At 66.3% G+C, this 20614-nt stretch carries 22 protein-coding genes; 14 read left to right on the forward strand and 8 right to left on the reverse strand.

Annotated features, from left to right (window positions below):
* Positions 1-115: 115 nt before the first annotated feature.
* Positions 116-502: an SseB family protein gene (locus AC06FB_RS06465; protein ID WP_164151766.1), complete on the forward strand. Its 387-nt coding sequence runs from the start codon at positions 116-118 to the stop codon at positions 500-502.
* 101 nt (positions 503-603) lie between these two features.
* Here AC06FB_RS06465 and AC06FB_RS06470 read toward each other — a convergent pair whose 3' ends face one another.
* Entirely contained in the window at positions 604-1635 is a 1032-nt protein-coding gene (locus AC06FB_RS06470; RefSeq protein WP_253118922.1) for a LacI family DNA-binding transcriptional regulator, read from the reverse strand.
* A gap of 315 nt (positions 1636-1950) precedes the next feature.
* Between AC06FB_RS06470 and AC06FB_RS06475 the strand changes: the two genes are divergently transcribed.
* From AC06FB_RS06475 to AC06FB_RS06495, 5 genes are all read left to right on the forward strand, one after another.
* Complete coding sequence (locus tag AC06FB_RS06475; protein ID WP_459062744.1) at positions 1951-2490, forward strand: single-stranded DNA-binding protein; 540 nt, start codon at positions 1951-1953, stop codon at positions 2488-2490.
* Between the two features lie 201 nt (positions 2491-2691).
* Positions 2692-3582 carry a hydroxypyruvate isomerase family protein gene (locus AC06FB_RS06480; RefSeq protein WP_478053478.1) on the forward strand — a complete coding sequence of 297 codons (891 nt, stop codon included), beginning with the start codon at positions 2692-2694 and terminating at the stop codon, positions 3580-3582.
* Positions 3583-3611: 29 nt separating this feature from the next.
* The gene (locus AC06FB_RS06485; RefSeq protein WP_164151768.1) at positions 3612-5297 is read left to right on the forward strand and encodes a GMC oxidoreductase; all 1686 of its coding nucleotides are present in this window, start codon (positions 3612-3614) and stop codon (positions 5295-5297) included.
* Positions 5297-5872 (forward strand): gluconate 2-dehydrogenase subunit 3 family protein, encoded by a 576-nt coding sequence (locus AC06FB_RS06490; protein WP_053516689.1) that lies wholly within the window; start codon positions 5297-5299, stop codon positions 5870-5872. The genes AC06FB_RS06485 and AC06FB_RS06490 overlap by 1 nt, the downstream gene beginning before the upstream one ends.
* 43 nt (positions 5873-5915) lie before the next feature.
* A complete protein-coding gene (locus tag AC06FB_RS06495) occupies positions 5916-6659 on the forward strand; it encodes a 3-keto-disaccharide hydrolase (RefSeq protein ID WP_065182393.1) in 744 nt (247 codons plus the stop codon).
* Between the two features lie 13 nt (positions 6660-6672).
* On the opposite strand, the gene AC06FB_RS06500 is transcribed toward AC06FB_RS06495, so the two are convergent.
* Genes AC06FB_RS06500 through AC06FB_RS06520 form a run of 5 tightly spaced genes read right to left on the reverse strand, consistent with a single transcriptional unit; the run spans position 6673 to position 11308 of the window.
* A complete protein-coding gene (locus AC06FB_RS06500; protein WP_053516691.1) occupies positions 6673-6969 on the reverse strand; it encodes a c-type cytochrome in 297 nt (98 codons plus the stop codon).
* An 18-nt stretch (positions 6970-6987) separates the two neighbouring features.
* The gene (locus AC06FB_RS06505; protein WP_065182392.1) at positions 6988-7854 is read right to left on the reverse strand and encodes a sugar phosphate isomerase/epimerase family protein; all 867 of its coding nucleotides are present in this window, start codon (positions 7852-7854) and stop codon (positions 6988-6990) included.
* Positions 7855-7873: 19 nt separating this feature from the next.
* Entirely contained in the window at positions 7874-8998 is a 1125-nt protein-coding gene (locus AC06FB_RS06510) for a Gfo/Idh/MocA family protein (RefSeq protein ID WP_478053479.1), read from the reverse strand.
* Positions 8999-9010: 12 nt separating this feature from the next.
* Entirely contained in the window at positions 9011-10228 is a 1218-nt protein-coding gene (locus AC06FB_RS06515) for a nucleoside permease (protein WP_262100211.1), read from the reverse strand.
* Positions 10229-10255: 27 nt separating this feature from the next.
* Positions 10256-11308, reverse strand: coding sequence for a sugar phosphate isomerase/epimerase family protein (locus tag AC06FB_RS06520; protein ID WP_478053480.1), 1053 nt, complete (start codon positions 11306-11308; stop codon positions 10256-10258).
* A 95-nt stretch (positions 11309-11403) separates the two neighbouring features.
* On the opposite strand from AC06FB_RS06520, the gene AC06FB_RS06525 reads away from it, so the two are divergent.
* The 5 genes from AC06FB_RS06525 to AC06FB_RS06545 all read left to right on the forward strand — a co-directional run bounded on the left by AC06FB_RS06525 (position 11404) and on the right by AC06FB_RS06545 (position 16197).
* The gene (locus AC06FB_RS06525) at positions 11404-12411 is read left to right on the forward strand and encodes a LacI family DNA-binding transcriptional regulator (protein ID WP_164151775.1); all 1008 of its coding nucleotides are present in this window, start codon (positions 11404-11406) and stop codon (positions 12409-12411) included.
* A gap of 142 nt (positions 12412-12553) precedes the next feature.
* On the forward strand, positions 12554-13579 hold the full coding sequence (locus tag AC06FB_RS06530) for an AI-2E family transporter (RefSeq protein ID WP_322522849.1): 1026 nt from the start codon (positions 12554-12556) through the stop codon (positions 13577-13579).
* A 101-nt stretch (positions 13580-13680) separates the two neighbouring features.
* A complete protein-coding gene (locus AC06FB_RS06535; protein WP_322522848.1) occupies positions 13681-15411 on the forward strand; it encodes a GGDEF domain-containing protein in 1731 nt (576 codons plus the stop codon).
* A gap of 127 nt (positions 15412-15538) precedes the next feature.
* Entirely contained in the window at positions 15539-15682 is a 144-nt protein-coding gene (locus AC06FB_RS06540) for a hypothetical protein (RefSeq protein WP_322522847.1), read from the forward strand.
* Between the two features lie 14 nt (positions 15683-15696).
* Positions 15697-16197, forward strand: coding sequence for a GNAT family N-acetyltransferase (locus tag AC06FB_RS06545; protein ID WP_478053481.1), 501 nt, complete (start codon positions 15697-15699; stop codon positions 16195-16197).
* Positions 16198-16266: 69 nt separating this feature from the next.
* Here the strand turns inward: AC06FB_RS06545 and AC06FB_RS06550 are convergent, their stop codons facing one another.
* Both AC06FB_RS06550 and AC06FB_RS06555 read right to left on the reverse strand, forming a co-directional pair.
* Positions 16267-17661 carry a DUF2867 domain-containing protein gene (locus tag AC06FB_RS06550; RefSeq protein ID WP_322522845.1) on the reverse strand — a complete coding sequence of 465 codons (1395 nt, stop codon included), beginning with the start codon at positions 17659-17661 and terminating at the stop codon, positions 16267-16269.
* Between the two features lie 11 nt (positions 17662-17672).
* Positions 17673-17990, reverse strand: coding sequence for an ArsR/SmtB family transcription factor (locus tag AC06FB_RS06555; RefSeq protein ID WP_196768758.1), 318 nt, complete (start codon positions 17988-17990; stop codon positions 17673-17675).
* A 259-nt stretch (positions 17991-18249) separates the two neighbouring features.
* Between AC06FB_RS06555 and AC06FB_RS06560 the strand changes: the two genes are divergently transcribed.
* Genes AC06FB_RS06560 through AC06FB_RS06570 form a run of 3 tightly spaced genes read left to right on the forward strand, consistent with a single transcriptional unit; the run spans position 18250 to position 20538 of the window.
* Complete coding sequence (locus AC06FB_RS06560) at positions 18250-18717, forward strand: DUF2975 domain-containing protein (protein ID WP_065174736.1); 468 nt, start codon at positions 18250-18252, stop codon at positions 18715-18717.
* 13 nt (positions 18718-18730) lie between these two features.
* Complete coding sequence (locus tag AC06FB_RS06565; protein WP_053516228.1) at positions 18731-18955, forward strand: helix-turn-helix domain-containing protein; 225 nt, start codon at positions 18731-18733, stop codon at positions 18953-18955.
* A gap of 44 nt (positions 18956-18999) precedes the next feature.
* The gene (locus AC06FB_RS06570; protein ID WP_065174578.1) at positions 19000-20538 is read left to right on the forward strand and encodes a TerC family protein; all 1539 of its coding nucleotides are present in this window, start codon (positions 19000-19002) and stop codon (positions 20536-20538) included.
* The last annotated feature ends 76 nt before the right edge of the window (positions 20539-20614 follow it).

Raw genomic sequence — 20614 nt, forward strand, 5'->3', positions numbered from 1 at the left:
GTGGGTGCCAACCTCGGTTGGCACTCCCGCTCTGGTAGGTGCCAACCTTGGTTGGCACGCTCTTCGAGCAGGCTCGACCCTACAATAGGCACCCCTCACGCCGCGCCGTACCGCCATGTCCGACCTCGCCCCGCAGACCCCGATCGAAACCCTGCTGAAGGCGGCCATGGACGGGGCGGTGCCGATCCGCGCCTTCATGGAGGCCTTCGTCGCCTCCGAGGTGCTGCTGCTGACCGGCAGCCTGGTCACCCCCGACGGCAGCGGCTTCGACCCACTGCTGTTCGACAAGCAGGGCACGCTGCACGTGGCCGTGTTCACCGATCCATCGCGGGTGGGCATCTACAGCCAGCAGGCCGAACACCAGATCCGCTGGCTGATGCTGGACGTGCTGCGCCGCGTGCCGGGGGGCTACGGCGTGGTGATCAACCCGGGTACCTCGCTGGGCTTCGAGATTTCGCCCAGTGGCGTCGGCGAGATCCTGAAGGACTTCGCCCAGGGCTGAGGCCACCCGACGGGGCCGTCCACCTGCGGGCCTTGCGGCACCCGGTCCGGTGCCCGCAGGCCGGGTTCACTGCGTAGTCCCGTCCGATCACGTCCGCTGTTTCAGCCGCGCAGCGATGATTCCCGCACCACCAGCTTCACCGGGATGCTCTGGCTCTCCACCGGCTGCCGGCTGATCGAGGCCAGCAGCCGTTCCACCAGCAGCTGCCCGGCCTGCTTGGTGTCCTGCTGCACGGTGGTCAATGCCGGCGATACAGATGCGGCCAGCGGGATGTCATCGAACCCGGTGACCGCCACGTCCTGCGGCACCCGCAGCCCGGCCTCGCGCAGTGCACGGATCGCACCGATGGCGATCAGGTCGCTGGCGGCGCAGATCGCATCGATGTGTTCGCCTCGCGCGAGCAGCGCCTGGCAGGCTTCCTGGCCGGACGCTTCGGTGGTGATGGCATCGTGCTGCAGGGCCGGTTCGGCATGCAGCCCGTGATCGCGCAGGGCTGCCACGTGACCGCGATAGCGCTCCTCGAATTCCGGGTAATGGCTGGAGGCGTGGCCGAGGAAGGCAATGCGCCGACAGCCCTGCTGCAGAAGATGGGTGGTGATGTCGTGCCCGCCCTGGAAGTTGTCGCTGCCGATCGATACCCCGGGCTGGCCGGGCAGGGCCGCACCCCAGCGCACGAAGTGGGTGCCCTGTTCGACCAGCCGCTGCAGGCGGTCGCGCGATTCGTGGTAGTCGCCATAGCCCAGCAGGATGATGCCGTCGGCCTTGTTGCTGTCCTCGTAGTCGGCCTGCCAGTCGGTCGACAGCTGCTGGAACGACACCAGCAGATCCTGCCCGTGCAGCGCGCAGGCGCGGGTGATCGAACCCAGCATCGAGTGGAAGAACGGGTTGATCAGCGAATCGTCGTTGGTCGGGTCCTCGAAGAACAGCAGGGCCAGCGTGCCGGCATTGCGCAGGCGCAGGCTGGAGGCGTTCTTGTCCACCTTGTAGTTCAGCTCGCGGGCGATGCGCAGGATGCGTTCTCGGGTCTCCGCATTGACCATCGGGCTGCCGCGCAGGGCCCGCGACACCGTCGGCTGGGAGACGCCGGCCAGATGGGCGATGTCCAGGGAGGTGGCTTTGCCTTTGATGGTCATGGGGGAAGCGCGCGAACGAATGAGTAGATGCCCCGGCATGATGCCATGGGGGCGCCATCGCAGCGCCGGCCGTCACTGCGGCCAGCCGCGCCGGGGTGTCCGGCCCGGACGGCTAAGTCATTGCCTTACAAGGATTTCAGTAGGATCTTTCGGTGTCTTTCGTCGCTTCTGGCCGGGCACGGAGCGGCGGCAGTGCTAAGATGCGGTGTTCTTGCATTCCCCCAAATTCATCGGGGGCGGCCCAGTGTCCTGCACCCCCGGCCGGGGCTGTGCTATCACTGGTCGACTGCCCCTGGACAACGGACGAAGGTACCTATGGCGCGCGGCATCAATAAAGTCATCCTGGTCGGCAATCTCGGCAACGACCCGGACGTGAAGTACACCCAGAGCGGCATGGCGATCACCCGCATCAGCCTGGCCACCACCAGCGTCCGCAAGGACAAGGATGGCAACCAGCAGGAACGCACCGAATGGCACCGCGTGGTGTTCTTCGGCAAGCTCGGCGAGATCGCCGGCGAGTACCTGCGCAAGGGCAGCTCGGTCTACGTCGAAGGCAGCCTGCGTTACGACAAGTACACCGGCCAGGACGGCGTGGAGAAGTACTCCACCGATATCGTCGCCGATGAGATGCAGATGCTGGGCGGCCGCGGTGAAGGCGGTGGCGGTGGTGGCGGCAACTACGGCGGTGATCGTCCGCAGCGCCAGCAGGCACCGCGCCAGGAGTACGGCGGTGGTGGTGGCCAGCGTGGTGGACAGGGCGGTGGCTATGGCAACCAGGGCGGCAACCAGCGCCCGCAGCCGCAGCAGTCGGCGCCGCCGATGGACGATTTTGCTGACGACGACATTCCGTTCTGATCGGACGCGCGTCCGCAGGAAACAGAAAGCCCCGCCGATGCGGGGCTTTTCTTTTTTCCACGGCAGGCCGGCGTTGTGCCGCGCAGCATGGATTTTTCGTGCACCGCGTCTTGCAAAAAAAAGAATTCCTCCCTTATGGTGCAATCGATTGCATTGCTGTGAATCGTTGCGTTTGATACCGGTTGGGAGGCCGGCAGATGGATGTCCATCCATTCGATCGGACCGGCATCGGGGCTTACGCGGCGCGATGCGTTGCGCATGGCGTTCGCTGGCGGCCTTGGCCTGGCTGCGGCAGCCGCGCTGCCCTCGTTCGCCGCCCAGGCCCCACTCAAGGGCAACCTGAAGCATTCCGTCGCCCGCTGGACGTTCCCGCAGCAGTCGGTCGCCCAGCTCTGCCAGACGGTGAAGGATATCGGCTGCGCCGCCATCGATCTGGTGGGACCGGCGGACTGGCCCACACTGAAGGCGCATGGCGTCTACAGCTCCATGTGCAACGGCGCCGAGATCAGCCTGACCAAAGGCTTTGCCGGCCGCCAGTATCACGATGCACTGGTGGAGCGCTACGCGCGGCACATCGATCTGGTGGCCGATGCCGGCTACCGCAACCTCATCTGCTTCTCCGGCAATCGTGACGGCATGGATCCGCGGGAAGGCCTGGAGAATGCCGAAGCCGGGCTGAAGCGCATCCTCGGCCATGCCGAGAAGCGTGGTGTCGTGCTGGTGATGGAGCTGCTGAACTCCAGGGTCGATCATCCCGATTACCTGTGCGATCACTCCGCATGGGGCGTCGAGCTGTGCCAGCGGCTCGGATCGGACAATTTCGGCCTGCTGTACGACATCTATCACATGCAGATCATGGAGGGCGACATCATCGCCACCATCGGCAGGCATCACCGCTTCTTCAAGCACTACCACACCGCAGGTGTGCCAGGCCGGCACGAGATCGGTGACCAGCAGGAACTGCATTATCCGGCCATCTGTCGCGCGATCCGCGACACCGGCTTCGAGGGGTATCTGGCGCAGGAGTTCATGCCTGCGGCACCCGATCCCGTCGGCTCGCTGCGCGAGGCGATCCGCCTCTGCGACGTCTGAAACGATATCCACCCAGGTGAAGTAGACCCATGGCAGACAATCATTACGACGCCATCGTTGTTGGCTCGGGAATCAGTGGCGGTTGGGCGGCGAAGGAACTGACCGAGAAGGGCCTGAAGGTCCTGATGCTGGAACGCGGGCGCAACATCGAGCACGTCAAGGACTACGTCAATGCGATGAAGGAGGCGTGGGATTTCCCGCACCGCAACCGGCCGACACAGGCGATGAAGGCCGCCTTCCCCGTATTGATGCGCGACTACGGCCTGGCCGAGAACCTGGAAGGGATGTGGGCCAATGAGCAGGAGTCACCGTACACCGAGACCAAGCGCTTCGACTGGTTCCGTGGCTACCACGTAGGCGGCCGTTCGCTGATGTGGGGGCGGCAGAGCTACCGCTTCTCCGATCTGGATTTCGAAGCCAACCTCAAGGACGGCATCGCTACTGACTGGCCGATCCGCTACGCCGACATCGCACCCTGGTACGACCATGTGGAGAAGTTCGCCGGCATCGCCGGTACGCGCGAGGGACTGGACGTGCTGCCGGACGGTGAATTTCTGCCGCCGATCCCGCTGAACATCGTCGAGAAGGATGTGGCCGCGCGGATCAGGAAGGCGTTTGGCGGAACGCGGCACATGATCCACTCGCGTACCGCCAACATCACCCAGCCCATGCCCGAGCAGGGGCGCGTCAACTGCCAGTACCGCAACAAGTGCATCCTGGGCTGTCCCTTCGGTGCTTACTTCTCGACCCAGGCGGCGACGCTGCCGGCGGCGATGAAAACGGGCAATCTGACATTGCGGCCCTTCTCGATCGTCAAGGAAGTGCTGTACGACAAGGACCGCAAGCGCGCGCGCGGTGTGGAGGTCATCGATGCCGAGACCGGGTTGACCTATCAGTACACCGCCAAGGTCATTTTCCTCAACGCATCCTCCTTCAACTCGACCTGGATGCTGATGAACTCGGCCACCGATGTCTGGGAGGGCGGTCTGGGGTCGTCATCCGGCGAGCTGGGGCACAACGTGATGGACCATCATTTTGGTGCCGGTGCCTCCGGCCGGGTCGAGGGTTACGACGACAAGTACTACTTCGGTCGCCGCCCCTGCGGCTTCTACATTCCACGCTTCCGCAACGTCGCTGCGGACAAGCGCAGCTACCTGCGCGGATTCGGCTACCAGGGCGGTGCCAGCCGCACCGGGTGGTCGCGCGAGATCGCCGAGCTGAACATCGGTGCCGACCTGAAGGAGGCGCTGACGCTGCCGGGCGACTGGCGCATCGGCATGACCGGATTCGGCGAGATGCTGCCGCACCACGACAACACGATCCGCCTGGATCCGCAGCGCAAGGACAAGTGGGGGCTGCCGGTGCTGGCGATGGACGTTTCGATGCGCTCGAACGAACTGGCGATGCGCAAGGACATGGCGGCCGATGCTGCCGAGATGCTGGAGGCAGCCGGCGTCAAGGACGTGGAGATGCACGACAACGACTACGCCCCGGGCAAGGGCATCCATGAAATGGGCACGGCCCGCATGGGCCGCGATCGCAGAAGCTCCGTGCTCAACCAGCACAATCAGGTCTGGGATGCGCCGAATGTCTATGTGACTGATGGCGCCTGCATGACCTCCAGCGCGTGCGTGAATCCATCGCTGACGTACATGGCGCTGACGGCACGGGCCGCCGACCATGCCGTACGCGAACTGAAAGCGGGGAACCTGTGATGGACCGTCGCGAACTGTTGAAGATGATCGTCGCCGCCACCGGCGCGGCCATGGTGGGCCTGCCCGCACTGGCCGCAGGGCAGAGCGCGACGACAGGATCGAAGGCCGCGTTCTCTGCCGCTGACATCAGCATGCTGGACGAGATCGCTGAAACCATCCTGCCGCGAACCACAACGCCGGGCGCGAAGGATGCCGGCGCGGGCCCGTTCATGGCGCTGTTCGTCACCGATTGCTACACCCCCCGGCAGCAGGCGATATTCCGCGCCGGCCTGGTCGATATCGACAAGCGTGCCGGTGGCCGCTTCGTGTCGCTCCCCTCGCAGGCCCGCAGCGAACTGTTGCGCACCCTGGATGCGGAAGCCCGGGCGCACGTCGTCGAGGTCACCGAGACCGGTGCCGCGGAAGAGGGGGAGGCAGCGCCGCACTACTTCACGATGATCAAGCAGCTGGTCATCTTCGGCTTCTTCACCTCGAAGGTCGGTGCGACCGAAGTGCTGAAGTACGTTGCGGTGCCGGGTCGCTATGACGGCGATCTTGCCTATACGCCCGGCACGCCGGCGTGGGGGACCAGCTGATGGGCCTCCACGCCTCGACCCCCCACCTTGATCCGGAAGCACGATGAACCGACCTCTCCTGACAGTGGCCTGCCTGCTGGGCACCGCACCCGTGTTCGCGCAGGACGGCGGCGACCCTGCGCGCGATCCGGCGAAGACCGAAGTGTGGACGCCGGTTCCCGCGGTCGTAGCGACGCCGCCAGGCCGCGCGCCCTCCGATGCGATCGTGCTGTTCGATGGCAAGGATCTGTCGCGCTGGGAGTCGGAGCAGGGCGGACCCGTGCCCTGGACCGTTGCCGATGGCGCGCTGACCGTGGTGCCCGGCAGCAAGGGCATCCGCACCAGGCAGCGCTTCTGCGATGTCCAGCTGCATGTCGAGTGGCGCACGCCCACCGCGACCGCCGGATTCGACGGTCAGCACCGCGGCAACAGTGGCATCTTCCTGCAGGAGGTGTACGAACTGCAGGTGCTCGACAGTTACAACAACCCGACCTATGCCAACGGCCAGGCCGGATCGATGTACAAGCAGGCCATTCCGTTGGTGAATGCCTCGCGTGCGCCCGGCGAGTGGCAGGCCTACGACATCATCTGGAAGGCCCCGCGCTTCTCGGCAGGCGGCGGGCTCACCTCGCCGGCCCGCATCACCGTGCTGCACAACGGTGTGCTGGTGCAGGACGACACGGTGCTGGCGGGCAAGACCGAGTACATCGGCGCGCCTTCCTACGCGCCACATGCCTGTGCGCCGCTGTACCTGCAGGAGCACGACGCCAGGGTGAGCTACCGCAACATCTGGGTGCGCGAGCTGTAGCGCACCCTCATGCCTACTTCGCCAGGTAGCTGGCGATGTTGTCGATCTCCTGCTGCGACAGCTGCGGGAAGGGGGGCATCAAGCCGCCGCCCTGCTTGATCTTGTCCTTGATCTGCGCAGGCTGAAGCCGTTTGCTGACGTCGGTGAGCGCAGGGAACGTCGGTGGCACGCCGGCGCGCTCCGCACCGTGGCAGGCCACGCAGTGCGTTGCGTAGAGCTGCGCTCCGGCAGCAGGGTCTTCCTTGCACCACGCCGCAGCGGCCAGCAGGGTGCCGCACAGCGCGACAGTCACTTTCAGAATCGTTTTCAAGCTGGGCTCCTTCGCGGGCTAGCGCTGTGCACCGGCAGGCACGCGGGCAGTCAGGTGTTCACGCAGATAGTCCGCACCGGTGCGGATGACGGTGGCTGGATCGCGGGGTTGGTCATGCTCGAGGATGTACCACTGCACGCCGGCCGTGGCGGCGGCGGGCAGGATCGCTTTCCAGTCCAGGACGCCCTGGCCCACGGCGGCGAAGCCGCCTTCATCCTCAGCCTGGCCCTTCGGGGCATTGTCCTTGGCGTGCACCGCGAACAGGCGGCCTTTGAATCTGCCCAGCATCACCACCGGGTCATGGCCGGCCCGTGCGACCCAGGCCAGGTCCAGCTCGGTCTGCAGATCGGGGCCGGCCGCGGCGAACAGCAGTTCCAGTCCGGTCGTGCCATTGAAGTCGACCAGCTCGAAGTCGTGGTTGTGATAGGCCAGGCGCATGCCCTTGGCACGGGCCTGCTTCGAGAGCTGGCCCAGTTCCTTGCCCAGCGCCGTCCAGCCGGCAGCGTCGGTGGGGCGGTCTTTCTCGGCCAGATAGGGCACCACCAGCGTGGTGTTGCCGATGGCCCGGTTGAAGGCGACCACGCCATCCAGGTCACTGCGCAGATCGGCCAGCTGCGTGTGCGAGGAAATCGCCTTGATCGAATACTTGTCGAGCAGCTGCTTGAGTTCGGCAGCGCTGACATTCTGCGTACCGACTGTTTCCACGGCGCGCACGCCGGCGTCGTGGACGATCTTCAGCTGCTGGTCGAGCGAGCCGGCATTGCGCAACGTGTACATCTGCACCGCGATGGGCGTGTGCAGGTCGGTGGCATCGCGCGCGAAGGCGGGCAGGGCAACGAGCAGCAGCAGTGCAAGGCTTGCGGTCCTGCGGATACGGATGTTCATCAGGCAGTCCTCCGGGAATTCAATCGATGGCCATCCAGGCACGTGACCTGGCGGATGCGATGACACGTGTGACGATCCGCGCCGAGCGCAGGCCGTCATCGAAGGTGGGCAGGCCCTCCGGCTGCTCGCCTGCAATGGCACGGTAGGTGTCGGCGACAAACGCTTCGAAGCAGTTGCCATAGCCCTGCGCGTGTCCGGCCGGCAAGACCGACAATCTGCGTTGTTCGGCGCTGCCGGCACCGGGCCCGCGCACGAAGCTATCCTCGCGCTGGTCGGGCCGGCCGATCCACAGCCGCTCGGCATCTTCCTGGTTGAAGGCCACGCTGGCCCTGGCGCCGTCAATCTCGAACCACAGCCGGTTGTGGCGTCCGGCCGAAACCTGGCTGACCGTCAACGAGGCGAGCGTACCCGCACTCGTGCGCAACATCGCCGTGGCCACATCCTCGCTGGAAACAGCCTGCGTCGTGCCGCCGGCGGCCGGCGTGGTGAAGCTCTGCCCGGTGACCGCGCCGCGCTCGGCGATGACGGTGGCGAACGCGGCACTGACCTCGGCGAAGCGTTCGCCGCTGACCCATTCCACAAGGTCGCACCAGTGCGAGCCGATATCGGCGAACACGCGCGAGGTGCCGCCCAGCGAGGGGTCGACACGCCAGTTGTTGCTGGCCGGATCCAGCAGCCAGTCCTGCAGGTAGCTGCCGTGGATCAGGTGCAGTGGCCCCAGCTCGCCCTGCGCGATGCGTGCGCGTGCCTCGCGGACCACCGGGTGATAGCGGTAGACGAAGGGGACCGTAGCGACCAGACCGGTCCTGGCGGCCAACGCGGCCAATGCCTGGGCGTCGTCCAGGGTGGTGGCCAGTGGCTTCTCGCAGATCACGTGCTTGCCGGCTTCCAGCGCGGCCTGCGCCATGGCGCGGTGCAGATGGTTGGGCGTGCACACATGCACGACCTGCACCTGCGGATCGCTGACCACCTCCTCGATATCGCGGTAGGCATGCGCGACGTTCCACGCCTGCGCCACCTCCTGTGCGCGCTGCGGGGAAGAGGCCGCCACGCCGCGGACCTCGGCCCCGGCCAGCAGTGCCGCGCGGCGATGCACCGCACCGATCATGCCTGTGCCGATGATGGCGATTCCAAGCTTGGACATCCGATGGGATCCTCAGGGTGCGGTGGGAGCGGCCGCGACAGCGGGGCGGTCGCGGAACAGCAGCAGGAAGGCGATCAGCACCACCAGTGCGACGCCGGCCGGGAACAGCCAGATCTGCTGCCAGTCCGGACCCGCCGCCGTGGTGAAGTGCTCCACCACCGCACCGGACAGGAACGTGCCGATCAGCATGCCTACGCCGTACGTCGCCAGGGTGATGAAGCCCTGCGCGCTGCTGCGCGCGTCGGGGCCCGCGTGTGCGTCGGTATAGATCTGGCCGGTGACGAAGAAGAAGTCGTAGCAGATGCCGTGCAGCACGATGCCGATCACCAGCAGGGAGAACGCACCGCCCGCATCGCCGAAGGCGAACATGACATAGCGCACCACCCACGCGGCCATGCCCACCGCCAGCATCGTCTTGACCCCCAGGCGGACGAACAGGAACGGCATGGCCAGCATCAGCAGCACTTCCGAGACCTGGCCCAGCGACTGCAGGCCGGCCGCGCCGCGCACGCCGAGGTCGTTGAGATACGGATTGGTGAAGTTGTAGTAGAACGCCAACGGAATGCAGATGGCGATGGAGGCGAGGAAGAACACCAGGTAGGAGCGCGATTTCAGCAGCCGCAGCGAGTCCAGGCCCAGGATCTGCCCCAGTCCCGCATCGCGCTGCCTGGCCAGCGGCGGTGTGTGCGGCAGGGTGAAGGCATACAGACCCAGGGCCAGCGACGCCATCGCCGCCATGCGGAAGGTCAGTTCGAGCCGATGCGCCTGCTCCCAGCCCAGCCAGCCGATCAGCACGCCGGCCACGATCCAGCCGACACTGCCGGCCACGCGCACCAGCGGGAACTGCTTCTCAGGCGACTGCATATGGCGCATCGCCACGCTGTTGGCCAGGGCCAGCGTCGGCATGAAAAGCAGCATGTAACCCATGACACAAGCGAAGAACGTGTTGAAGTCCGTCGCCGTGGATGCGAACCACATCAGCACCGCACCGGCCAGGTGCAGCACTCCGAGAATGCGCTGCGCCGCAAAGTAGCGATCGGCTATCAGGCCGACCAGGAACGGGGCGACGATGGCACCGATGGACTGGCTGAGGAAGGCGGTGGCCACCTGGCTGGCGCTGGCCTGCAGCGGGCCCTGCACCAGATACGTCCCCAGGGTCACGAACCACGCGCCCCAGATGAAGAACTGCAGGAACATCATCGCGCCCAAGCGCGACATGGCGTGCGTCATGGCTTGCCCTCCCGGGGCGGTAGTGGCTCAGAGTCCCAGCATGCGGCGCAGTGATTCCGGCGGCGTGCCGCTGCCGGCGAAGTCGTCGAAGGCATGTTCGGTCACGCGGATGATGTGGTCACGGACGAAGGCGGCTCCCTCGCGTGCGCCGTCCTCCGGGTGCTTCAGGCAGCACTCCCACTCCACGACCGCCCAGCCCGGGAAATCGTACTGCGCGAACCGGGAGAAGATCGCCTTGAAGTCGATCTGGCCGTCGCCGAGCGAGCGGAAGCGCCCCGGCCGGTCGATCCAGTCCTGGTAACCGCCATAGACGCCGCTGCGCGCGCTGGGCCGGAATTCCGCGTCCTTGACGTGGAAGATGCCGATGCGATCGTGATACCGGTCGATGAAGCCCAGGTAGTCGATCTGCTGCAGCAGCAGGTGGCTGGGGTCGTACAGCATCTTCGCGCGTGGGTGGTGGTCCACCACATCGAGGAAGCGCTCGAAGGTGGCACCGTCGTGCAGATCCTCACCCGGGTGGATCTCGAAGCACAGGTCCACGCCGCTGGCGTCGAACGCCTCCAGGATGGGACGCCAGCGCCGGCCGAGTTCGGCGAAGGCTTCTTCCACCAGTCCCGGTGGGCGTTGCGGCCAGGGATAGAAGTAGGGCCAGGCCAGCGCGCCGGAGAACGTGGCATGCGCGGTCAATCCCAGGCGTTGGCTGGCGCGGGCGGCCAGCTTCAACTGTTCCACCGCCCACACTTGGCGCGCGGCGGGGTTGCCGCGCTTGTCCACCGGCGCGAAGCCGTCGAACAGGCTGTCGTAGGCGGGGTGGACGGCGACCAGCTGTCCCTGCAGATGGGTAGACAGCTCGGTGATCTGCAGGCCATGGTCGGCCAGCATGCCGCTGATGTCGTCGCAGTACGCCTGGCTGCGCGCGGCCTCGGCCAGATCGAACAGATGCGGCGCGTTCGTCGGCACTTGTACGCCACAATAGCCCAGGCCCGCAGCCCAGCCGGCCAGCGTGTCCAGCCGATCAAAAGGAGGTGTTTCGCTGATGAACTGCGCCAGGAACAGCGCCGGACCCTTGAGCGTCTTCAACGTGGTTCGCCCGCGATGCAATCGATTGCATTACCCTAGCAGGGTCTCCCGCAAACCCTGTTGTGCACTGCACAGCGGAAACAAGAACTGACGCCATGGCCACCATCTACGACATCGCCAAGCACGTCGGCGTCTCCGCCGGTACGGTGTCGCGGGCGCTGTCCCGGCCGGACAAGGTGCTGCCGGCGACGCGCACGCGCATCGAACAGGCCGCCGCCGCGCTGGGCTATGTGCCCAACACGGTCGCCCGCACGCTGAAGACGCAGCGCAGCGGCAAGATCCTGGTGACCGTGCCGGACATTGCCAACCCGTTCTTCGCACAGATCCTGCAGGGTGCCGAAGACGCGGCCCAGGCCGTCGGCTACGCCGTCCTGCTGGGCGACACCCAGCATCGACCCGACCGCGAGGAGCGCTATGCGCAGATGCTCCGTCGCAACGAGGCCGATGGCCTGATCGTGCTGGGCCATCGCCTGCCGCCTACCGCGCGCGCGATCGTCGAGCAGCAGGGCGCCGCCGCGCCGGTGGTCAACGGCTGTGAATTCGACCCTGCGCTGGGCCTCCCCAGTGTTCACATCGACAACGCTGCCGCCGCGCGTGCGGTGATGGAGCACCTGTACGGACTGGGACATGAGCGGATCGCCTTGGTGGGCGGCCCCCCCGACAACCCCCTGCACCAGCAGCGGCTGGAAGGGGCACGGGCGGCGGGCAGGGCGCGCGGCCGACTGCGCCAGTTGAGTGTCGTGCCGGGTGACTTCTCCGTCGAATCCGGCCATGCGGCGGCGACGGCACTGCTGGCCGCCGCATCGGCGCCGACCGCGATCTTCTGCTTCAGTGACCAGATGGCGCTGGGAACCCTGGCGGCTTGCCGGGAACTGGGCGTCCGCGTGCCCGAGGAACTGTCCATCGTCGGTTTCGACGACCTGGCGTCGTCGCGTTACCTCACGCCGCCGCTGACGACCATCCGGCAGCCCATGCGGGAGATCGGCGACCGCGCAGTCAAACTGCTGCTCGCCATCATCGAAGGCGTCGATGTCCCGCTTCAGCAGACGCTGGACTTCAGTCTGATGCTGCGTGGCTCGACAGCGTCGCCAGGGCACAGGTGAAGGCAGCAGGCAGGAACCCCGGCAGGCCTGCGGCTGCCGGGGATGTTTCATTGCCTGTGATCGCAAGCGCTGGCCCCAACTCCATTCATTTCGGTGTCCGGAGCGTTCCACTACCATGGGCCACCCCGCCCGGACCCATGCCATGCAAGACGCCCTCGTTGCCCAGCCCCGGCCTCCCGTTGCAAGGATCGCGGCCTGGTCATTGATGCTGCTGGGGATGTGGCTGGTACTGAAGCTGGGCCTGGTGGTGACGCTGCTGTCGGGCCTGCTGGTGTTCCAGTTGACCCACCTGCTGGCGTCGACAGTGGAGGGGCGCCTGCCGCCCGGGCGCGCGCGTGCGATCGCGGTGATCGTGCTTTCGGCCGTCATCATCGGCGTGCTCGTGCTGGCCGGCATCGGCGTGGCGTCCTTCTTCCGCACCGAAACCGGCGGGCCGGATGCGCTGCTGGCGCGCCTGATGGACATCCTCAACACCTCGCGCCACCAGGTGCCGGCGCTGCTGCAGCCCTATATTCCCGAGGACATGCCGGCACTGCGTGCGGCATTGAACGAGTGGGCGGCAGAGCACCAGCGGCAGCTGGGCGTCGCCGGCACATCGGCGGTGCAGATCGGCGTGCGCGTGCTGATCGGCATGGTGCTCGGGGCGATGATCGCGCTGTACGACGAGCTTCCGTTGCCGACGATGGGGCCGCTGGCGCACGAACTGATCGGCCGTACCGGCCGCCTGGCGACCGCATTCCGCCAGGTGGTGTTCGCGCAGGTGAAGATCTCCCTGCTCAATACCGTGTTCACCGCGATTTTCCTGCTGGGGGTGCTGCCGCTGTTCGGCGTGCACCTGCCGCTGTCGAAGACGCTGGTACTGATCACGTTCATCGCCGGCCTGCTGCCCGTGGTGGGCAACATCATCTCCAATACCGTCATCACCATCGTTGCCCTGTCGGTATCGTTCTACGTTGCGGTGGTGGCGCTGCTGTACCTGGTGGTGATCCACAAACTCGAGTACTTCCTCAATGCCCGCATCGTCGGTGGCGAGATCCAGGCCCGTGCGTGGGAACTGCTGCTGTCGATGCTGGTGATGGAAGCCGCCTTCGGCCTGCCGGGGCTGGTCGCTGCGCCGGTGTTCTATGCCTATGTGAAACGGGAACTGGTGGACCAGCGCTGGATCTGACGGTTGCCGGTGCCAGCGGGCGCCACTGCAGCGCCACGGTGGACGCTTGTGGGTGCCGCCAGCCGGCAGCTACAGTGACCCGCACTTCAGGGGAATGGTGAATGGCCCGCAAGGTGTCGCCGATCGGGTTACGGACCTGGGTCTGGATCCTGGCCGGGCTGTTCGTGGTCTGCACGCTGCCCTTGATGGTCATCGCCCTGGTCCAGGGCACGCTGCGCTACACCGCAGCGGAGGACAACCTCGTCAGCCTGCACCGGTTGCGACAGACCTTTGATCTGGCCAATCTGGCCTCGGCCGAGCGCGGGCCTGCCAACAGCCTGCTCGGCAGCGATTGCGCCGATGCCGGCGAACGCGCGCGGCTCGCGGCGGGGCTGGCACAGGCGCGAAAGCGGGTCGATGTGGCGATGACGCAGATGGATGCCGTGATCCTGTCCGGGCCCTCCCTGCCTGACGAGCGCCGCACCCTGTTCGAGGCCCAGCATCAGCTCCGTCAGGCGCGCGCGGCGGTGGACCGGGTCGTGGCCAAGCCGGCAGACGCGCGGACGGTCGACGACGTGGAGCATGCGATCAACAGCATGTTCATGGTGACCGATCGCCTGCATCGCCTGGGTTCGGCGCAGATCAACGTGCTGGTGGCCACCGGCCGCGAAGCGGCGATTCCGGCGATCCAGGGCCAGATCCTGATGGACCTGCGCGAGCATGGCGGCCGACTGGCGTCGAATGTGATGGCCCCGGTGGCGGTTCCCGGGGCCTGGCACGTCCGGCAGGTACGCGCGGCGCAGCAGACCGAGGGCCGCCTGCTCGAGCTGTGGCGGCTGGCAGCCAGCCACGAGTCGGTGTTTCGCAGTGATCCCGAGCTGTCGTGGCACTGGGACATGGCACGCCGGCAGTTCTTCGCCGAGTCGCTGCCGATGATCGAACAGCTGATCGAGGACGGTCGCCGTGGACGGCCTCCGCCGTGGAGCACCGCGGAATTCACTGCGCGCTACGTTCCGACGCTGCAGTCACTGGAGGCGCTGCGCGACGGCTACCTGAGCATGTCCATCGGTCGCTTCGAACAGGCACGGAATCGTGAGGCGACACGGTTGGCCGTGTTGTGGGCCACCGCGCTGGGCACGCTGGCGGTGCTGGGCGTGGCCCTGCGCATCGCCCACCGGCAGATCCTCAGGCCGCTGCTGCAGGCACAGGAACAGGTGGTGCAGATCGCGTCCGACGCGCCGGGCCCCGCGCAGCACGTCACTCATCCATTGGCAGAGATGCAGCGGCTGTTCGACGCGATTGAAGTGCTGCGCGAGACCTCACGTGAGCGTTCCGCACTGACCAGCGAACTGCGCCAGCTGGCCGGCACCGATGCGCTGACCGGGTTGCTCAATCGGCGCGCGCTGGACGAACACGTGCAGCAGCGGCACGCCGCAGGCAACGGCATGGCGGTGGTGATCCTGCTCGACGTCGATCATTTCAAGGCAATCAACGACGGCCATGGCCACGCCGCAGGCGACGAGGTACTGGTGCAGGTTGCGCAGCTGCTGCGCAGGTACCTGCGGCACACCGACAGCATCGCCCGCTACGGTGGCGAGGAGTTCCTTGTGCTGCTGGCGGATGGGGATCTCGGCGCGGGTGGCCGGTTGGCCGAATCGCTGCGCGTCGCACTGCAGCAGTCGGATATCGTGCTGGGCAATGGCAACGTGTTGCGTGTCACTGCTAGTTTCGGTGTGGCCGAGGGCAGTACCGATGCACTGGGCTGGCGTTCCCTGCTGCGTGCTGCCGATGCCGCCATGTATCGGGCCAAGGCACAGGGACGCGACCAGGTACGGATTGCCGGTGCACGCTGAGTGCCACGGCGCTGGCGACGCCGGTTAGGGCGGTACATCAGGGGCAGCATGCCCCCTTGCGCCGCACTTCATCTGCATCGCACAGGGCGCGGCCTAGACTTGCAGCCTGACACTGCAGGAGCCCGCCATGTCCGTCGATCCCGCCTCGGCCAGCGCGCAGCCCGCGTCCCTGCTGGCCGTCCGTACCGCGGCGGGGGCGCGCACCGACGCCGATGCGCCACGCCCTCCGTCGCTGCGGCGCCGCGGTGATGGTCGTGTGGCTGTGCAGTGAGATCGGCCGTGGCGATGCTGGAGATTCCCACGCTGCATACCGCACGGTTGCGCCTGCGCCCGCAGCGGCTGGATGATTTCAACACCTATGCGAGCTTTCTTGCATCGCCCCGTGCGCGCGGCATGGGCGGTCCATTTGGTGAGGTCGCGGCCTGGGGACAGTTCTGTCACGACCTGGCCAGCTGGCCCTTGTTCGGCCACGGCGCGCTGATGATCGAACGGAGCGACAGCGGCGCCTGCATTGGACAGGTCGGCATCAATCACGGCCCGTTGTTTCCGGAAAAGGAACTGGGCTGGCTGTTGTACGACGGCCACGAAGGGCAGGGCTTCGCCAGCGAGGCCGCGGCCGCCCTGCGCGACTGGGCGTTCACATCGCTGCAGTTGCCGACGCCGGTGAGCTACATGGCGCCGGACAACCTCGCGTCGCAGGCCGTGGCCCGGCGGCTGGGCGGTGTGCTGGATGCGGACGCGCTGCGCAACGATCCGGACGATCTGGTGTTCCGCTACGCGCGTTGAGTTCGGACAGTAAACCCCTCGGCAGTTTGCGGAACACGACAATGGCGTTTCATCCCGCCTTCTATGGACTCAGCGAAGCGAGGCTTCACCGGTCCAGGCACCGGGAACCGCCAGTTCGGGCGCGAGCGCATGTTCGACTGCGCGCCGCAGCAGTGCAGGGGCGATGTAATGCCGGTGCACGCCATCGATCAACGCCATGTAGACACGCCCGAAGATGTTGCGGGTCTGCACACGCGTGCCAAGGCTGATATCGATGCGGCCGTCGGTATGCCGCTGCACGCGGACACTGCTGCGGAAGCGCAGGTGGCGATCGTCGGCGCCCAGCAGTACTTCGGCATAGCGGCCATGTGCATCGACCTGTGAATCCAACACGGGATAGCGGCCCGCAAAGAGCTGCGTGTGATCGCTGCATGCCAGCGACGAGACCGGGCAGCCCAGCCGCGCGGTGCGCAGCCCCAAGGGAGCCACCAGCCAGTTGCGCACCGCCATCAGCTGGCTGACGCCGCCCGGTGGGTTGCACAGGAAGCCTTCCAGCACGTTTGCCAGCAACTGCGAAACAGGTGGCTGCTGCAATTGAGCACCGTCCAGCCGGAGCACCGTCAGATCATGGTAGTTGCTGGACTGCAGTGCTTTGCCCAGCAGTCCGTCATCGCTGGGCGCGCGGGACTCGATGGTAAATGGAAGGGGGGCACGTTCGACGAAGCCACGCAGTGGACGCAGATTGATCCGTCGCAGCGGGCCGAGAAACGCCCGGGTACGGGCGCACAGGGACGCGCACAGGCTGGGAGGTGCGGCCTGCAGCGAGAGACGCAGCAGCGGGGTGGCCGCCAGCGTGGCCATGGTGGGCCAGTGCACCTCGGGAAGCACCTCAGTCAAGCTGGGAATATCAGCACCGTTGCGTTGCACCTGCGCTCTTGTTTCAGCGCTCATCGCACCGGCCAGTTCGTTGCTGTGGCAAGACAGTGCGAACAGGGCAGGGTGCCCAGGATGGTTCGATACAAACTGGTGCCAGGTACCTCCGCCAAATCGAACGGTGAAAAGGCAGTCCGGTGGGATCTGGACGCGACGCAGCGAGCGCGGGAGCGCGACGGGATCGGTTGCGAGCTGTGCATCGGAGGCCATCGCGAAACGCAGCTCAGCGCCTGCGCTGCCGGCGATGGCGGTGAACATGCGTGGGCCGGCGTGGCGATGGAACGGATGTCCGCCTTCGCCGACCATGAAACTGTACAGCGAGGACGCATCGCCGTACTGCAGATGCATGCCACCGAGCCGCGCAGAGGGCTCATCGAGTGCATCGATGAAGGCGGGGTGGTGGCGCTGACGCTGGCTGGCATCAGCCACCAGTGCGTCTCCGGCACCGATGCCGAGCTGTGCGATCAGTGTGACTTCAACGGGGCTGCCGCCCTCCTGAGCCGCAAGCTGTACACCTGGAAACGAGCGGCTGTCGTGGGTCGGTCCAGGCATCGGGCGGCTCCTCAGGGGGCGGGCGACTTGCGGCGTGCGCGCGCTTCGCGCTTGAGTGGGCCGCCCACCGGGCAGACCTCGGCAGCCCACGAGAACAAGGTGTTGGCAAGCCGGTCGGGCACCTGTCGGAAGTACACGTACTGGCCACGCTTCTCGCGTTCGATCAGACCTGCCTCTTCAAGGATGCGCAGATGGTTGGACAGTGCCGGCTTGCTGAAATCGAAGCGCTCGGACAGTTCGCCCGCACTGAGTTCACCGGCGCTGAGATAGGCCAGGACCTGCCGCCGGGCGGTTGAGGCGAGTGCTTCGAAGATGCGATCCATGAGAATATGATTAACCAATTGGTTAATTAATAATCAAATCGTCACTGGGGTGTCAAGTGCGGAGGCGGGTTCGAAGCTCGCGTGCAACAGCGCCGACGTTCAGCCTTTCACTTCGGGATGTGGTATATCGTTTATCGATAAATCCACCCCGGGGCGGCAGGGCCACCCCAATACCGGAGGCCGCTTGACCGCTCGTCCCGCCCGCGCCAGACCCGCGCGAGGCTTGTTCACCCTGGCCCAGACCGCCGTGCAGGCCGTGCGGGCCATGTGCTGGCTGGGAATCCTGGCCGCACTGCTGGCCGTGCCGCTGGTCGCCTACGACCGCCGCTGGCTGCTGGATGCCGTGCATGATGCACGCACTGCCGCCGCCCACGGAGGCGATCTGTTCCTGCACTTCTGCATCGGCCTGGGCACCATCGTTGCCCTGCTGGTGCTGTGCCTGGTGTTCCTCCGACACCTCGCGCGGATGCTGAGGTCCGCTGCCCGCGAACGCCCCTTCACCCATGCCAATGCCCGGCGTCTGCAGCGCATGGCCTGGTTGATGCTGGCGATGGAACTGCTGTCGATCGTGATCGGCCTCTACGCTGCCTGGATGGGGCCTGATTTCGCCTGGATGGAGGTGGGCGGAGGCATGTCCATCACCGGTCTGGTCGCGGTACTGATGCTGTTCGTGCTGGCGCGCGTGTTCGCGGTCGGCGCGGCGATGCGCGATGACCTGGATGGCCTGATCTGATGGACCTGACCTGATGGCCGTAGTGATCACGTTGGACCGCATGCTGCAGGCGCGTGGCATGACCCTGTCCGAGCTGGCGGGGCGCATCGACATCACGCTGGCCAATCTGTCCATCCTGAAAACCGGCAAGGCCCGCGCCATCCGCTTTTCCACGCTGGATGCCATCTGCCGGGAGCTGCAATGCACACCCGGCGACCTGCTCGGCTACGACCCGACGCAGGCGCACGATGGCGACTGAAGCTTTTGTTTTTCCCCCTGACCTACTGACGAAACGGACCCGAAATGGAATGGTTGGCTGACCCCTCGATATGGATGGGACTTGCAACCCTGGTGGTGCTGGAGATCGTGCTCGGCATCGACAACCTGGTGTTCATCGCGATCCTTGCCGACAAACTGCCGCCGCACCAGCGCGACCGTGCGCGGGTGATCGGCCTGACCCTGGCGCTGCTGATGCGGCTGGTGCTGCTGGCCGCGCTGGCGTGGATCATGAAGCTGACCGAGCCGCTGGTCACGCTGTTCGGTCACAGCTTCTCCGGACGCGACCTGATCCTGCTGGGCGGTGGCCTGTTCCTGCTGTTCAAGGGCACCATGGAGCTGCATGAGCGGCTGGAGGGCCGCAGTCACCAGGAAGACGGCAAGAAGGTCTACGCCAGTTTTGCCATGGTGGTGGCACAGATCGTAGTGCTGGACGCCGTGTTCTCGCTGGACTCGGTGATCACTGCCGTGGGCATGGTCGACAACCTGGGCGTGATGTATGCCGCGGTGACCATCGCGATGGCACTGATGCTGGTGGCCAGCAAGCCGCTGACCCGCTTCGTCAACAAGCATCCCACGGTGGTGGTGCTGTGCCTGGGCTTCCTGTTGATGATCGGCTTCAGCCTGGTCGCCGAGGGGCTGGGTTACAAGATTCCAAAGGGCTACCTGTACGCGGCGATCGCGTTCTCGATCCTGGTGGAAGCCTTCAACCAGTGGGTGCGCTTCAACCGCGAGCGCAACGAGCGTCGCCAGCCGTTCCGTCAGCGCACTGCCGATGCCGTGCTGCGCCTGCTGGGCGCCCGTCCGGCCAATGGCCACGACGATGCCAGCGAAGAAGACCACGGTGATCCGGAGGAACGCCTGCAGCCGGCCGAGCACGAGATGATCCGCAGCGTGCTGGGCCTGGCTGACCGGCCTGTGTCCAGTGTGATGACCGTGCGCGCCGACGTGCAGTGGATCGATCTGGCGCGCGGCCAGGACGACGTGGTGGCGCGCCTGGTGGCGTCGCCGCACACGCGCCTGCTCGTGGGCGAGGGTGATCTGGACAGCCTGCGTGGTGTGGTGCAGAGCCGCGACCTGCTGGCCGACCTGCTGCAGGGCAGGCCGCTGCAGCTGGAAGCCAACCTGCGCCAGCCGCAGTACGTGCTGTCCAGCGCCAGCGCGTTGCAGGCGCTTGAACTGATCCGCCTGCACCCGGTACCGCTGGCGGTAGCGGTGGACGAGTACGGCAGTGTGGAAGGCCTGGTGACCGCCAATGACCTGCTGGCGGCGATCGCGGGCGATCTGGTCGATACCCAGGACGAGCGTTACGGCGTAGTGGCGCTGGACGAGGGCCAATGGGAGGCCGACGGCGCGTTGACGCTGGATGACCTGCAACGGCTGGCCGGCGTGTCGCTGCCCCGCAGTGCCGACTACATGACCATCTCCGGCCTGGTGCTGGACCAGCTTGGCCGCCTGCCGGATGTGGGCGATGCGGTCGAAGTAGCGGATGCCCGCATCACCGTACTGGCCATGGAGAAGCGGCGCATTGTCCGCCTGCGGGTGGAGCGCCTCGGGCTTCCGTAGCGTCGAGCGTGCTCGACTGCGAACTGAGCAGCCGGGCATGGCCCGGCTCTACACAACGCTGTCCGCAGCCGTCACC

The organism is Stenotrophomonas sp. Steno-C15, assembly GCF_056393265.1.

Coding starts and splice junctions, on each gene's coding strand:
- AC06FB_RS06465 (WP_164151766.1), top strand. CDS start 116: ATGTCCGACCTCGCCCCGCAGACCCCGATCGAAACCCTGCTGAAGGCG.
- AC06FB_RS06470 (WP_253118922.1), bottom strand. CDS start 1,635: ATGACCATCAAAGGCAAAGCCACCTCCCTGGACATCGCCCATCTGGCC.
- AC06FB_RS06475 (WP_459062744.1), top strand. CDS start 1,951: ATGGCGCGCGGCATCAATAAAGTCATCCTGGTCGGCAATCTCGGCAAC.
- AC06FB_RS06480 (WP_478053478.1), top strand. CDS start 2,692: ATGTCCATCCATTCGATCGGACCGGCATCGGGGCTTACGCGGCGCGAT.
- AC06FB_RS06485 (WP_164151768.1), top strand. CDS start 3,612: ATGGCAGACAATCATTACGACGCCATCGTTGTTGGCTCGGGAATCAGT.
- AC06FB_RS06490 (WP_053516689.1), top strand. CDS start 5,297: ATGGACCGTCGCGAACTGTTGAAGATGATCGTCGCCGCCACCGGCGCG.
- AC06FB_RS06495 (WP_065182393.1), top strand. CDS start 5,916: ATGAACCGACCTCTCCTGACAGTGGCCTGCCTGCTGGGCACCGCACCC.
- AC06FB_RS06505 (WP_065182392.1), bottom strand. CDS start 7,854: ATGAACATCCGTATCCGCAGGACCGCAAGCCTTGCACTGCTGCTGCTC.
- AC06FB_RS06510 (WP_478053479.1), bottom strand. CDS start 8,998: ATGTCCAAGCTTGGAATCGCCATCATCGGCACAGGCATGATCGGTGCG.
- AC06FB_RS06515 (WP_262100211.1), bottom strand. CDS start 10,228: ATGACGCACGCCATGTCGCGCTTGGGCGCGATGATGTTCCTGCAGTTC.
- AC06FB_RS06525 (WP_164151775.1), top strand. CDS start 11,404: ATGGCCACCATCTACGACATCGCCAAGCACGTCGGCGTCTCCGCCGGT.
- AC06FB_RS06530 (WP_322522849.1), top strand. CDS start 12,554: ATGCAAGACGCCCTCGTTGCCCAGCCCCGGCCTCCCGTTGCAAGGATC.
- AC06FB_RS06535 (WP_322522848.1), top strand. CDS start 13,681: ATGGCCCGCAAGGTGTCGCCGATCGGGTTACGGACCTGGGTCTGGATC.
- AC06FB_RS06540 (WP_322522847.1), top strand. CDS start 15,539: ATGTCCGTCGATCCCGCCTCGGCCAGCGCGCAGCCCGCGTCCCTGCTG.
- AC06FB_RS06545 (WP_478053481.1), top strand. CDS start 15,697: ATGCTGGAGATTCCCACGCTGCATACCGCACGGTTGCGCCTGCGCCCG.
- AC06FB_RS06550 (WP_322522845.1), bottom strand. CDS start 17,661: ATGCCTGGACCGACCCACGACAGCCGCTCGTTTCCAGGTGTACAGCTT.
- AC06FB_RS06560 (WP_065174736.1), top strand. CDS start 18,250: ATGTGCTGGCTGGGAATCCTGGCCGCACTGCTGGCCGTGCCGCTGGTC.
- AC06FB_RS06565 (WP_053516228.1), top strand. CDS start 18,731: ATGGCCGTAGTGATCACGTTGGACCGCATGCTGCAGGCGCGTGGCATG.
- AC06FB_RS06570 (WP_065174578.1), top strand. CDS start 19,000: ATGGAATGGTTGGCTGACCCCTCGATATGGATGGGACTTGCAACCCTG.